Here is a 14694-nt window from a genome sequence, read left to right as displayed (position 1 = left end):
TAAGGAGGATTATAATGTCTAGATCTATTGTATTATTTGAAAATGAAAATCATAAATTTATTTATTTAGGTATTGAAAAAAATAATTTAGAAGGAATTTTTACAAATCAATATTTAATAATTCATAATGATGAAGGAATATTATTAGATCCAGGAGGGGTTCATGTTTTCCCAAGGGTTTTAGCTAATGTTTCTGAAAATATTAATACTGAAAATATAAAGGCAATATTTTATACTCATCAAGACCCTGACGTTTCCTCAGGAGTTGCATTATGGAATTCAACTTTAGAAAACGCTAAAATTTATATATCTGGATTATGGGAACGTTTCTTACCTCATTTTGGTATATTTGATAATTCATTAATGCAACCAATTCCTGACAAAGGAACAAAAATCACTTTCTCTGATGGTTATTCATTAGAAGTTATACCTGCACATTTTTTACATTCTTTAGGTAATTTTGTATTATATGACCCTATATCAAAAATTTTATTTTCCGGGGATATTGGCGTAGGTGTGGTACAGCCTTCTGAAGAAAAAATATTTGTTGAAAATTTTGATGATTATAAAAGATATATGGAGGGTTTTCATAAAAGATATATGACATCCAATATAGCTATTAAAAAATGGATAAATGCTATTTCAAAATATGAAATAGATATGATGTTACCACAACATGGATTGTTATTTAGAAAAAAAGAATTTATTAAATTCTTAGATTGGTTTAAAGATTTAAAATGTGGTATAGATATTATAAATGAAATTTATTAGGAAGTGATATTATGAGCGAAAAAAAATTAGAACAATTAAAATATACAATAGAAAAAATAGCTCAAAGTATATACCACGAAAATATTTTAACTTCTTTTATTGAGAATTTAGATGAGGTGTTAGGCGAAAGATTTGATAATGCCAATAAAATCACTAAAGATATTGGATATAACATTATAAAAACTATAGATAATACTACAAATATTGCTTACTCAATTAATGATTTATACAATAATAGCAAAGAAGAAAAAAATGAAATATCCAAAATAAATAAAAATATAATAAATAAATTGCAAACTATTGGAGGAAATTTAGAAGAGGTTAAAAATGATGTTTCTGAATCTATAAAGTTAGCTTCAAATGCTCTAGAAAGCTTCAATGATGTAAAAGAAATAACAAAAAATATAAATAAAATTGCTAGAAAGACTAACATTTTATCTATTAATGCTTCTATTGAAGCTGCAAAAGCAAAAGAGCATGGAAGAGGTTTCTCTGTTGTTGCTGAAGAAATACAGAAACTTTCGTCAGAAACAAATGAAAGTGCAAAGAAAATCAATAATAAAATTAATTATCTTTCAGAAGAAATAAAAAATGTTTTAGAGAAAATTAATTATATTTCCATTCTTTTTGAAACAGTTGCTAATGTAACAGAAAACTCTTTAGAAATCATCGAAAAAAATGAATATTTTTTAGAAAAAATAATAAAGAATTTAGAACAAAATACACTTTCTTTAGAAGAAAACATCGGTAGTTTAAATATATCTAAAGAGGATATTATGAATTTAATAAATATTATATCATCTCTTAATTCTGTAATAAAAAATATTTTAGATATGCAAAAAGATATTAAAAATATTAAAATTTAAACAGCAGGCAAAAGCCTGCTGTATTATAATATTATTCTTCTCATTATATCTGCTAATTCAATAAATGATTCTTTTAAAGAAGCTCCTCCTACTAAACCACCATCTATATTAGGTTTTGTGAATAAACCGAAATAATTTCCTGGATTTACACTACCACCATATAATATTGTAATTGATTCAGCTATTTCCTTATCATATAATTCTGTTAGTAGATTTCTAATATAAGCATGAACTTCTTCAGCTTGTTCTGGAGTTGCTACTTTACCAGTCCCTATTGCCCAAACAGGCTCATAAGCTATAATTACCTTTTTTGCTTCTTCTTTATTCAATCCATAGAATCCTTCTTTTATATGTTTTTCAACTACATTAAAGGTTAATCCTTTTTCTCTCTCTTCTAATTTTTCACCAATACAGAATATTGGTTTTAATCCTTTTTCTAAAGCTTTTTTTATTTTTTTATTGATAATTTCATCTGTTTCGCCAAAAATATTTCTTCTTTCAGAGTGACCTAATATTACATATTCTACACCAATAGCCTTTAACATTTCTGCAGAAACTTCACCTGTAAAGGCACCCTTATCTTCAAAATACATATTTTGTGCTGCAACAGATATATTTATACTTGCTGTTAAATCAACTGCTTTTTCTAAAGCTAAAAATGTTGGTGCAATAATAACCTCAAACTTCTTTTCTTTTCCTATATTAGCTGTTAATTTAGAAATAAATTCAGATGCTTCTATATTTGTTTTATTCATTTTCCAATTACCAGCTAATATATATTTTCTATTAATTATTTTTTTTTTTGATGCAATACTTGCAATTCCTGGTAATTCTAAACCTTCTAAAAATTCTAATGAAGCTCCTCCACCAGTTGAAACATGTGATACTTTCCTTTCTAATCCAAACAATTCTATAGCAGCAGCACTATCTCCACCACCGATAATAGTTGTAGCACCTTCATCTGTAATATCTGCTACCATCATTGCTACTTCTTTTGTTCCTGTAGCAAAATCTTCTATTTCAAATACACCCATTGGCCCATTCCAAACTACTGTTTTAGCTCCAGATAATTTTGATTTAAATAATTCTATACTTTCAGAACCTATATCCAATCCCATCCATCCTTCTTCTATTCCATCATCTATTTTAACAACTTTCTTTTCTACTCCAGCTTCTAATTTTTGTGCTATTATAGTATCAACAGGTAATACTAATTCTACACCTTTTTCTTGTGCTTTCGCTAATAATTCTTTTGCTAAATCTACTTTATCTTCTTCAAATTTAGAAGAACCTATTTCTTTTCCTTGTGCTTTCAAGAAAGTAAACATCATAGCTCCACCAATTAAAATCTTATCAGCTTTTTCTAATAAATTAGTAATAACTCCAATTTTATCTGATACCTTAGCACCACCTAAAATAACTACATATGGTTTTTCTGGATCTTTAGTTGCTTTGGATAAGAATTTTATTTCTTTTTCCATTAAGAAACCAGCAACACTTGGTATAAATTGAGCAATTCCTACATTTGATGAATGTGCTCTATGTGCAGTTCCAAATGCGTCGTTAACATGGATATCAGCTAATTCAGCCCATTGTTTTGCCAATTCTAAATCATTTTTTGTTTCGCCTTTCATAAATCTTGTATTTTCTAATAATAATATTTCTCCTTCATTTAATGATTCAACCGATTTTTTCACTTCTTCACCAACAACCTCTGGAACAAATTTTACTTCTTGTCCTAATAATTCACTTAATCTTTCAGCAACTGGTCTTAATGAAAATTCTGGCTTAGGTTCTCCTTTTGGTCTTCCTAAGTGTGATAATAATATAACTTTAGCACCTTCTTTTAATGCATGCTTAATAGTAGGTATTGCCTCTTTTATTCTCTTATCATTTGTAATTTTTCCATCTTTCATAGGAACATTAAAATCTACTCTCATTATTACTCTTTTTCCATTTAAATCTAAATCTTTAATTGTCATTTTTTCCATTATATTTTTCCCCCTTTTACTTTTTTTCTTTCAAAAAAGGGGACTTAAGTCCCCTTGTAGTATTATTATAACATTGATGCTAATCTTTCTGTTAAATCAACAACTCTTGCAGAATATCCATATTCATTATCATACCATGATGCAACCTTTACTAAGTTACCTTCCATTACTTTTGTTAATGATGCATCAAAGATACCTGAGAATGTTGTTCCAATAATATCTGAAGAAACTATTTCTTCTTCTGTATAACCTAAAATTCCTTTTAAATATGTTTCTGAAGCTTCTTTTATAACAGCATTTACTTCTTCAGCAGTTGTTTCTTTTTCAACTACTACTGTTAAGTCTGTAATAGAACCATCTGGAGTAGGAACTCTCATTGCTATACCATCTAATTTACCTTTTAATTCAGGAATTACTATTCCAACAGCTTTTGCCGCACCTGTTGTTGTAGGAATAATATTAACAGCAGCTGCTCTTGCTCTTCTTAAATCTGAATGTGGTAAATCTAATACTCTTTGGTCATTAGTAAATGAATGAACTGTTGTTAATAATCCTTTTTTAATTCCAAACTTTTCATTTAAAACTTTAATTACTGGAGCGATTGAATTTGTTGTACATGATGCGTTTGAAATAACAACTTGATCTTTTGATAACAATTCATCATTAACACCTAATACAACTGTTAAATCAACATCACCTTTAGCTGGAGCTGTAATAATAACTTTCTTTGCACCTGCTTCTATATGAGGCATAGCTTTTTCCTTATTTCTAAATACACCTGTTGATTCAATAACTATATCTACTCCTAAATCTTTCCAAGGTAAATTTGCAGGATTTTTTTCTGCAAAAACTTTAACTTCTTTTCCATTTACAATAAAACCATTTTCAGCTAATTCAACAGTTCCATCAAATTTTCCATGAACACTATCGTATTTTAATAAGTGAGCTAAAGTTTTTGTGTCTGTTAAATCATTTATTGCAACTACTTCAAAATTTCCTCTTTTCATCATTTCTCTAAATACAACTCTCCCAATTCTCCCAAAACCGTTAATAGCAACTTTAATAGCCATTAATAAACACCTCCTATAAGATTAATAATAATGTGATTAAAAATTACTTGTTATTTTTTTCTCTAATTTATTATATAACACTTTTTTAAAGTAAATATTTTACAATTATAAACATTTATTGGTGATTATATTTAAATATTGTTAATTAGATACCTAAATTTAATCCACCTAAATATTTTTGAGATATTTTTTCTGTTTCTTCTTCCTTATAGCTCTTAGCTTTTTCTAATACTTCATTTGTAGCAGCAATTATCATATCTTTTATAATATCAAAATCTTCATCTTCCAATTCATCTGAAATTACTATATCTTTTATTTTTAAATCTCCAGTAGCTATTACCTTAACTACTCCCCCACCACTAGTTGCTTCAAATTCTTTTATAGATAATTCTGATTCAAATAATTTTAATTCTTGTTCCATTAATTCTTGTGTTTTTTGTGCTTCTTGCATTAATTTCATAATATCATTCTTTTTTCCGCCTGATGATTTTAAACTTCTACCACCTAAACCTCTTATCTTTTTAGCCATTATTATCCCCTCTCTATCAAGTTCTATTATCAGTTATATTATACCATAAATCTTAAATTTTAATGTTTATGTTTAAATAAATTAAAAAATCTCAATTTTCCATGAAATTTTTTTCATTCCAATATCATTCATTATAATAAAAACCCTCCAGTCATGCTGGAGGGTTTAATTGGTATTAGTATGCTGGCATATCAGGCATTTCTGGAGCTTTTTCTTCTTTTGGTTCATCTACAACCAATACTTCAGTTGTTAATAACATTGAAGCGATAGATGCTGCATTTTGAACTGCACTTCTTGTAACTTTTGCAGGATCGATAATACCTTTTTCAAACATATCAACATAATCATCGTGTAATGCGTCATAACCGTATGAAGGTGTATCTTTTGATAATACTCTATCTATAATTATTGCGCCATCTACACCTGCATTTTTAGCTATTTGTCTAATAGGAGCTTCTAAAGCATTGTATACAACTTTAGCTCCAATTAATTCATCACCATCTAATTCTGATAATAATGATTCAATTCCTTTTTTAGCTCTTAATAATGTTACTCCACCACCAGGTACAATACCTTCTTCAACTGCTGCTCTTGTAGCTGATAATGCATCTTCAATTCTGTGTTTCTTTTCTTTTAATTCAGTTTCTGTAGCAGCACCAACTTTAATTACAGCAACACCACCAGCCATTTTTGCAAGTCTTTCTTGTAATGTTTCTTTTTCATATTCTGATGTTGTATTTTCGATTTGACCTTTTATTTGTTTAATTCTTTCTTTAATCTTTTCTTCGTCACCTTTTCCACCAACAATAATTGTATCATCTTTTCTAATCTTTATAACATCTGCTCTACCTAAGTCGTTTAATGTTACGTTTTCTAATGTTAATCCAACTTCTTCACTAATTACAACTCCACCTGTTAATATAGCAATATCTTGTAACATCGCTTTTCTTCTATCTCCAAATCCAGGAGCTTTTACTGCTACTGATTCTAATGTTCCTCTTAATTTATTTAATACTAATGTTGATAATGCTTCTCCTTCAACATCTTCTGCAATAATTACTAATGGTTTTCCTGCTTGAGCAACCTTTTCTAATACTGGGATTAATGGTTTTACTGTAGAAATCTTTTTATCTGTAATTAATATGTATGGTTCTTTTACGATTGCTTCCATTTTTTCTGTATCTGTAACAAAGTATGGTGAAATGTATCCTCTATCAAATTGCATACCTTCTGTAAATTCAACAAATGTTTCCATTGTTTTTGAATCTTCAACTGTAATAACTCCATCTTCACCAACTTTATCCATAGCATCTGCAATTAATTTACCAATTTCTTCGTTATTTGCAGAAATTGAAGCAACATGTGCTATGTCATCTTTACTTGATAATTTTTTACTCATTTTCTTTACTTCTTCAACAGCTTTTGCTGCAGCTTTTTGAATTCCGTTTTTCATTAACATTGGGTTAGCACCAGCTGCAACATTTTTTAAACCTTCTCTAATCATAGCTTGTGCTAATACTGTAGCTGTTGTTGTACCATCACCAGCAACATCATTTGTTTTAGAAGCTACTTCTTTAACTAATTGAGCACCTAAATTTTCAAATTTATCTTTTAATTCGATTTCTTTTGCAATTGAAACACCATCATTTGTAATTGTTGGAGAACCCCAGCTTTTTTCTAATACAACATTTCTACCTTTTGGACCTAAAGTTATTTTAACAGCATCTGCTACTTTATCAACACCTCTTTCAAGAGCTCTTCTTGCTTCTTCTGAGAATAACATTATTTTTGCCATTTCACAACACCTCCTTAGTCTTCATATTTTGCTAAAATATCATCTACATCAATTAAAATATAGTCTTCATCATCTATTTTTACTTCAGTTCCTGAATATTTTGCAAAAATTACATGATCACCTACATTTAATTCTACATCAGAATCTATATTTCCAACAGCAATAACTTCTGCTCTCATAGGTTTTTCCTTTGCAGTATCTGGTAAAACTATACCGCCTTCAGTTTTCTTTTCTTCAATAACAGGTTTTATTAATAATCTGTTACCTAATGGCTTTACTTTCATTCAAATCACCCTCCTTATCTTTTTATTTTTTTAGCAGTCACAATATCCGAGTGCTAATTTCCATGTTTATGATACTCTAACTCGAAAAAATATTCAAGTTTAAAAAACGAATATTATAATTGATTATGGAAAAATATTTCTAATTATAATAGAAATTCTTTTATTTTTATTGTATTCTATTTTTTCCAAACAATTTCATTGTGCTTATCATCATATATTTCTTCTATATCTTCAGGAACTGTCAATTCATCTTTATATTTTTTTAACACCTCTATTATTAAGTCCATAGGCAATGACGAAATAACCCAAAGATCGCTCAAAAACACTTTGTTATTGTTTTTTACAGGCGCTTTTATAATAGAGCTTTCCACTGCTTTTAAAAATATAGATAAATCTTCCTCTTTATAAAATCCTTTCCCAGTATCAGAACCATAATTAATTGGCATTTTATCTCCTCCTTTCTTAGCATAATTATTATACCATTGATAATTTGCTTTTAAATTAAATACTTAATCATATTTATTTAATCTTTTATAATTATAATATTTAAAGAGGTGATGTATATGTATATGTATAAAAAAGAAAACATTAATTTTGATAAGTATAATGAAAATGATTATACAGTTTTAAAGTTTCCAGTAAATTATAATACAAATTATGATGAGAATAAAAATGTATATGTTCATTTATTCGAACCAAAAAAAGTTAATGGAGATATTGTATTCTTACATGGAATTGGAAATACAAACATTCCATATCTAGAATGGTATGCAAGATATTTTAAAAAGTTTAATTATAGGACATCTGTTGTAATATTACCTTATCATCTTCAAAGAACACCTAAAGGGTATAATGGTGGTGATTTATTTTATTCTGCAAATCCAGATAAATGCGTTGTAGAATTTCATAATGCAGTTAAAGATGTCAGAAGGACTATAGATATAATAGAAAACTTTAATGATTATAATCCAAACAAATTATATTTAGTAGGTGTATCTTTTGGAGGAATTATAGGAACAATGACATTAGCATTAGATAAAAGAATTAAAAAAGGGGTTTTAATGATAACAGGTGGGAATTGGAGATGGATTAATTTTCATTCTCCCTACACCGAGGTTATAAGGAAAGAATATTATACTATAGGTAATTCATATGGGTGTAATTCAGAAAAGTTTTGCATAGAAAATTTTAGAAAAAATGCTGTTGATTTTGTTTTAAACAATTTTAAAACAATAGATGATATCTTTGATAAAGCACCTATTCCATGTTATTCTTATGATCCAATTTCATTTGCAAAGTTTGTTGACCAACCTATATTATTAATTAGAGGAATATTTGATAAGGTTATTCCAAAAGAAGCAACTGATGACTTAATATCATTATTACCTAATGTTATTGTTGACAAAATACCTACAGGTCATAAAAGTAGTATATTATTTAAAAATATTCTCAGTAAAAAAATTATAAATTTTATAAATTAAGGACTAGAAATATCTAGTCCTTAAAATATATACCTAAATTATTATTTACATAATCAATCCAAATTCTTTCTAAATCAATTATATCAGATCCTATAGAAATATATATACCTAAAGAATCTAAAATTAAAAATATTTTTTGCGCTAAAAAATTTGCATTAATTTCATTAAGAATAATACCTTTTCTTTGCATTTCTACTATTTTACTTTCAATAAATTCTATTGCTTTCTTTAGAAAATCATTCATTAATTTATTTATTTTTTTATTTAACATAGATTGAAGAAAAAAATCTATTAAAAATTTTTGCATTTCATTATCTTCTTTATATCTTTTTATATATACTAAACCCAATGATTCTAAATCTTTTAAATTAGATATTTCAACATTATCAACAATATTTGTAAACTCAAACAAAAAATATTCTAAAACTTTAAAATATAATTCCTCCTTACTTTTAAAATAATGATATATTGCTCCCTTTGATACTTTAGCTCTATCTTTAATCTTATTTATACTTGCTTTTTGATATCCTTCCTTTGAAAAAATTTCATATGCAGATTTTATTATTTTCTCATATGTATCTTCCATATTACCACTCCATTTTTTTTATTAATTCATTTATCCAAATTTTAATCTTCTCTTTTTCTTTTAAATTTTCTTTTCTTAACCAGCCTTCAAATATCGCACTTGAAATAATTAAATTATCAAAATATTTTTCTAAAGGAAATAAATAATGTTTTTTTATATATCCTCCAGTCGCATTTCCAAAGATTTTTGCCATACATACTATAAAAATTGCTACTTTTGTTTTATTTAATGAATATGAATTATTTTCTATAAAATTAGAAATGCCTTTTAATGGTCTTTCATAATATATAGGTGATCCTATTATAAATAAATCATAATTAAAATCTCCATCAAATTCATTAACTTTAAAAATATTCACTTCTATGTTTTTATCTTCTAACTCTTTTTTTATCCAATTAGATATAATATTTGTTGAATTTCTTTTAGTATCATATATTATACATGTCCTCATTTTTCTTCCTCTAAATAGCTTAAAATAGATGTAACTACAAATACTGTAATTAAATAACTAAAAATTACTCCTAATAACAATAATAACCCAAAACCTATAAACCCTCTATATTTTGATAATATAAATGAACCAAATGCTGCTCCAGTTGTTAATGTTGTCATAGTAATTGCTTTACCAGTACTTTTTAAAGAGGATCTCAAATCTTTTTCTTTCTTATATCTATGTATAAAATGAATCCCATCATCTACGCCTATACCAATAATAAGCGGCAAGGCTATAATGTTTACTACATTAAATTTGATATTGAACCATCCCATTACTCCTAGTAATAATATTATTGATAGTAACATAGGAAGCAAAGACAAAATGGCATATTTTAAACTTTTTAAATCTAATAATAATACAATAAATATAAATAATATTGTTAACAGTAAAACCTTTATACCTTCTTTTGAAGATATTTGAATAACCCTTAAAAAAATCAAAGCTGTTCCACTTACATTATTAAAGTTTAATTTTTCTAAAGAATTAAAATATTCTTTTTGAAAATCAACATTCCAAATATCACCATTTGTATATGCAGTTGTTAAAAGTTTCCCAGATTCACCAACATAGTTATTTTTTATTTCATATGGAATATTTTCAAAAGTTATAATACTATTTGTATTTAAATTTCCCCTCATATCTTTCAATGTATCTAATATAGCTTTTTGTATTTTCTTTAAATCTTCTACACTTTTATTTGCTATTCTTAATAACACTCCATTTTTTACAATTCCATTTAAATTATCTCCTAAATCTTTTTGTCCTATTAAATTTAAAGAAAGCGCTGTCTTAGTTAAACTAAAGTTTAAATTGTTTATTTCTGATTTTATATTACCAATATCTTTTTCTATATACTCTTTATTTTTTATTTCATTTGATATACTCAATCCAATTACTTGAGATTCTGTTTCTGGTATATAATTAACAATACTATCTATTTCAGAAAATATCGTTAATTCCTTTAATTCATTGTATAAAATTTTAGCTTCAGATAAATCATTACTTATAAATATTGTATTATCAGGAGAAAATTCAAATTTTTCTAATATCTTTTCATTTAATTTAATGCTTTCTAATCCTTTTGCCTCTATATTCATCATATTCTTATCAAATTCTATATTATTTATTTTAACTAATGATATACTTAAAAGCACAAAAAACAATATTAAACTTATAACTCTATACTTTTTTATGTTATAATCTACCACAAAGAAATTACCTGGATCTTTATATTTATCTCCAAATTTTTTTAACAATATTGTTAGTCCAAATATTGATGCTAATAATGTTAGAATAATTCCAGAAGATAATACAATTCCAAATTCTCTAAACCCTGGAAAAGAACTAATCGAAAAAATCCCCATTCCTATAGCAGTTGTTACTGCTCCTGCAATTACTCCTCTAATATTTTTTTCAAAAACCCCTACTAAAGATTCTTTTACAGATAATCCATTTTTTCTCAATTCAATAAAGAGTGAAATAATATGAATTGAATAATCAATACCTAAACCAGCTAATATTGCCCCCATCATAACAGTCATTATATTCAAAGAACCTATTGTTATTTTTGCAAATCCTAAAGCCCAAATAATTCCTAATATTAATGGAATAACTGCTAAAATCATATATCTAAGGCTTCTAAAACCTAAAATAAATATAATTAATATTAAAATAATTGAAACTGATGTAGCTATTAACATATCTCTTTCTGTAACAACCATCTCATCTCTAGCAATTACTAATGTTCCTGATAATCCAGCTTTTACATTGTAATTTTTTGATTCTGATTTAATTAAATTTTCTATTTTATTTACTAAATATACAACCTTTTCTATATCATTTGAATTTATTGTTGGTCTTATTATTATCATTCCAAAAGTACCATCTTTCGATAATAAATATTCTTCACCAAATAACATACTTTTTAAGTTTTTATTTATACCCTCTTCATCTATATTTTCAATACTGTATAATAAATTCTCAAAAGAATTCAACATATATTCAAATTGCTTTTTTTCACTTTCATGTATTTTAAATCCATTTTCTGGTTCAGTAAACATAACATTTATTGCTTTAAAAAATTCTTCGAGATTTGTAGAAGAATATAACTCTTTTAAAATTTTTTGGTCACGTTCTTGACTCAATAAAAATATATTTTTTGAAATAAATTCTATCGGGTTTTTATAATACACATAATCTATATATTCTATATTTTTTAATTTTAAAGAAATATTTTCAATATAATCAATTATATTTTCTCTATTCCCTTCTATTCCAATTATTATACTATCAATACTCTTAAATTCATTTATTGCCTCTTCATATACCTCAACATATGAATCATTACTAGGTAATAAGTCTAAAAAACCTGGTCTTATTTCTAATTTAGAAATAAGATATATTGATATAATAGTTATAACAGTTAATAATAAAAAGATAATTTTAGAGTTTTTAAAAATAAAGCTACTTAATTTACTCATACAATCACTCCTCTCTAAAAATACCGACCAGTTGGTTTTATATTATCAAAAGAAATTTTCTTTTATGTAAAAAAATTATATCTTTTATGTAAAAAAATTATATCTTTTTTATTAAGGAATTTATTTTATTATATGCTCCTGGTATAATTAATACTTTTTCAACTTCTTTAATAGCTTCTTTTATAGCTAATTCTATATTATTGAATTTTAAATAAAAATGAATAAAAAAACCATCAAATATATCTCCCAATCCTATTTTATATTTTGCTTCTTTATTATTGCTTTCAAATATTTTATTTTTATACTCAACACCCTTAATTCCAATTTTAACTATATCACAGTTTCTATATTCACATTCTTTTTCATTTCCAATTACAAATGCATTATTGAATATATCTTTTGAAATATAAGGTCTAGGACCAATATCAAAAAATATAAAATCGTAATTTAATTTTTCTATCTTTTTTAATTCTTTTTTTGATAATTCTGTTGTAATAATAGCTATATCTGATTTTTTTTCTAATTTGATAAATTCACAATCATTTATTTTTCTTTCAACTGCTATAGGAATTTCATTTTTTGATATAAAAATTGCTGTTTTTTCATTTTTTCTATCTAAATTCTTGAAAGGTATTAATTTATTTAAAATATCTCCTCTATAGTCATATCCTAAAAAACTATTTAAATTAACTTCATGACCTAAATTATATAATAAATATGCTATATTAAATGCTGACCCACCTGGCATTTCAAGTATCTCACTTTCATGCGGTTTTTCACCGAATATATATATGTCATAAAATACTGCTCCATATACATCTATTTTCATTTTCCCCTCCTATTTTATTTTTATTAATTTTTTTGATAGAATATAAATATATTATACACTTTTAAATTAGAGGTGGCAACATGAGTAAATATGATTATATTGCAAAATATTATGACAAATTACTTTTTTCTTTAGAAGAAAAATATTTAGATAAATATAGAAAAAAATTTGTAGGAAAAATTGAAGGTTATACATTAGACTTAGCTGTTGGAACTGGTAATAATATAAAATATTATCCTAAAAATTCCAATGTTGTTTTAATAGATGAAAGCGAAAAGATGTTAGAAATAGCAAAAAATAAAGCAAAAAATAGAAATGATTTAAATTTAAAATTCATTCAGTCTTCAATAGAAAACTTACCTTTTAATGAGAATACTTTTGATACAATATTATCAATTGATGTTTTTTGTTCTGTAAATAATCCTTTTAAATCAATGAAAAAAGTTTATAATGTATTAAAAAATGGCGGTAAAGGTATTTTTGTTGAACATGGTTTAACTGGAAATATTTTAAAAGATTTTTGGCTATATTTTTCTACTTTATTTACTTATCCACTTTTGGGTTCGTCAATGATTAGAAAACCTTTAAATTATTTACAATACGCAAATTTTAAATTAGTTGAATACGGATATTTAAATAAATCATTTTATTATTTTATAGTAAGAAAGGAGAAAATATGAAATACGAAATTGTTTATTTTGATTTAGATCACACTTTACTTGATTTTGAAAAATCAGAAAAATTTGCACTTTTTGGAGTTTTAAAAGAACTTAATATTCCTACAAAAGATGAATATTTAGAAATTTATAGACCTATAAATGAAAAATGGTGGAAATTGTTTTCAGAAGGAAAATTCTCAAAAAATATTATTATTGTCGAACGATTTAAAGAGTTTTTTAATGCAATTGGTATAAATATGAATATAGATTATCAAAAAATTTCTGAATTATATTTAGAATATTTATCCCATCTAGGATTTTTCTTTCATGGTGCAAAAGAACTTTTAGAAGAATTAAAAAAACATAAACAAAGAATGGCTGCTATTACAAATGGGGTAGAGAAGGTTCAACAAGGAAGAAGTAAAGCTTTGAATTTAGAAAATTATTTTGAATTTATTTTAACTTCTGAAAAAGTAGGAAAACCAAAACCACATCCTTTAATATTTTTTGAAGCAGCAAAAATATCTAATGTACCAATTGAAAATTCTGTATATATAGGAGATAATCCTGATTCAGATTATTTAGGTGCAAAAAATGCTGGAATGGATTTCATATTATATGATCCTAAAAATTTACATAATTTACCTTGTAAAAAAGTTAACAATTATGATGAATTATTAAATTTATTAATATAATTAGGAGAAGCAATCGCTTCTCCTAATTTTCTATAATTTAAATTGTTTAATTAATTCATTTAATTCATTACTTAAATTTGATAGTTCTTTTGATGCTTTCTCTAATTTAATAAAATCTTTATTTTGTTCCGCTATTTCATTTTTGAAGTGCGCTATATCTTCT

The 14694-nt window shown here is 25.6% G+C and carries 15 protein-coding genes; 5 read left to right on the top strand and 10 right to left on the bottom strand.

Translation table 11 applies throughout. The features are described 5' to 3' along the window. The first annotated feature begins 14 nt into the window (after positions 1 to 14). Together AS160_RS06080 and AS160_RS06075 are read left to right on the top strand one after the other, a co-directional pair. On the top strand, positions 15 to 770 hold the full coding sequence (locus AS160_RS06080; RefSeq protein WP_165146416.1) for an MBL fold metallo-hydrolase: 756 nt from the start codon (positions 15 to 17) through the stop codon (positions 768 to 770). A gap of 11 nt (positions 771 to 781) precedes the next feature. After that, complete coding sequence (locus AS160_RS06075) at positions 782 to 1636, top strand: methyl-accepting chemotaxis protein (RefSeq protein WP_165146413.1); 855 nt, start codon at positions 782 to 784, stop codon at positions 1634 to 1636. 23 nt (positions 1637 to 1659) lie between these two features. Here the strand turns inward: AS160_RS06075 and tpiA are convergent, their stop codons facing one another. The 6 genes from tpiA to AS160_RS06045 form a co-directional block, all read right to left on the bottom strand. Then, positions 1660 to 3627 carry a triose-phosphate isomerase gene (tpiA, locus tag AS160_RS06070; protein WP_165146410.1) on the bottom strand — a complete coding sequence of 656 codons (1968 nt, stop codon included), beginning with the start codon at positions 3625 to 3627 and terminating at the stop codon, positions 1660 to 1662. 65 nt (positions 3628 to 3692) lie between these two features. Further along, a complete protein-coding gene (gap, locus tag AS160_RS06065; protein WP_165146407.1) occupies positions 3693 to 4697 on the bottom strand; it encodes a type I glyceraldehyde-3-phosphate dehydrogenase in 1005 nt (334 codons plus the stop codon). A 145-nt stretch (positions 4698 to 4842) separates the two neighbouring features. Beyond that, positions 4843 to 5226, bottom strand: a complete 384-nt coding sequence (locus tag AS160_RS06060) for a YbaB/EbfC family nucleoid-associated protein (protein ID WP_165146404.1) — start codon at positions 5224 to 5226, stop codon at positions 4843 to 4845. Positions 5227 to 5401: 175 nt separating this feature from the next. After that, on the bottom strand, positions 5402 to 7021 hold the full coding sequence (groL, locus tag AS160_RS06055) for a chaperonin GroEL (RefSeq protein WP_165146401.1): 1620 nt from the start codon (positions 7019 to 7021) through the stop codon (positions 5402 to 5404). Between the two features lie 14 nt (positions 7022 to 7035). Further along, positions 7036 to 7305, bottom strand: a complete 270-nt coding sequence (gene groES / locus AS160_RS06050) for a co-chaperone GroES (RefSeq protein ID WP_165146399.1) — start codon at positions 7303 to 7305, stop codon at positions 7036 to 7038. Positions 7306 to 7481: 176 nt separating this feature from the next. Then, on the bottom strand, positions 7482 to 7751 hold the full coding sequence (locus tag AS160_RS06045) for a hypothetical protein (RefSeq protein ID WP_165146397.1): 270 nt from the start codon (positions 7749 to 7751) through the stop codon (positions 7482 to 7484). A gap of 117 nt (positions 7752 to 7868) precedes the next feature. On the opposite strand from AS160_RS06045, the gene AS160_RS06040 reads away from it, so the two are divergent. Then, a complete protein-coding gene (locus AS160_RS06040) occupies positions 7869 to 8786 on the top strand; it encodes an alpha/beta hydrolase (RefSeq protein WP_165146395.1) in 918 nt (305 codons plus the stop codon). A 13-nt stretch (positions 8787 to 8799) separates the two neighbouring features. Here the strand turns inward: AS160_RS06040 and AS160_RS06035 are convergent, their stop codons facing one another. The 4 genes from AS160_RS06035 to AS160_RS06020 all read right to left on the bottom strand — a co-directional run bounded on the left by AS160_RS06035 (position 8800) and on the right by AS160_RS06020 (position 13177). Beyond that, positions 8800 to 9372, bottom strand: coding sequence for a TetR/AcrR family transcriptional regulator (locus AS160_RS06035; RefSeq protein WP_165146392.1), 573 nt, complete (start codon positions 9370 to 9372; stop codon positions 8800 to 8802). Position 9373: 1 nt separating this feature from the next. Then, a complete protein-coding gene (locus AS160_RS06030) occupies positions 9374 to 9823 on the bottom strand; it encodes a flavodoxin domain-containing protein (protein ID WP_165146389.1) in 450 nt (149 codons plus the stop codon). Continuing rightward, positions 9820 to 12348, bottom strand: coding sequence for an MMPL family transporter (locus AS160_RS06025; protein ID WP_165146386.1), 2529 nt, complete (start codon positions 12346 to 12348; stop codon positions 9820 to 9822). The genes AS160_RS06030 and AS160_RS06025 overlap by 4 nt, the downstream gene beginning before the upstream one ends. Positions 12349 to 12445: 97 nt before the next feature. After that, positions 12446 to 13177: a carbohydrate kinase gene (locus tag AS160_RS06020; RefSeq protein ID WP_165146383.1), complete on the bottom strand. Its 732-nt coding sequence runs from the start codon at positions 13175 to 13177 to the stop codon at positions 12446 to 12448. Positions 13178 to 13257: 80 nt separating this feature from the next. On the opposite strand from AS160_RS06020, the gene AS160_RS06015 reads away from it, so the two are divergent. Then, positions 13258 to 13857: a class I SAM-dependent methyltransferase gene (locus AS160_RS06015; RefSeq protein ID WP_165146380.1), complete on the top strand. Its 600-nt coding sequence runs from the start codon at positions 13258 to 13260 to the stop codon at positions 13855 to 13857. Continuing rightward, the gene (locus AS160_RS06010; protein WP_165146377.1) at positions 13854 to 14531 is read left to right on the top strand and encodes a YjjG family noncanonical pyrimidine nucleotidase; all 678 of its coding nucleotides are present in this window, start codon (positions 13854 to 13856) and stop codon (positions 14529 to 14531) included. The genes AS160_RS06015 and AS160_RS06010 overlap by 4 nt, the downstream gene beginning before the upstream one ends. Positions 14532 to 14694 lie beyond the last annotated feature (163 nt).

The sequence above is a fragment of the Marinitoga sp. 38H-ov genome, assembly GCF_011057715.1.
Taxonomy (GTDB): domain Bacteria; phylum Thermotogota; class Thermotogae; order Petrotogales; family Petrotogaceae; genus Marinitoga.
This window is presented reverse-complemented; position numbering and strand designations above follow the sequence as displayed.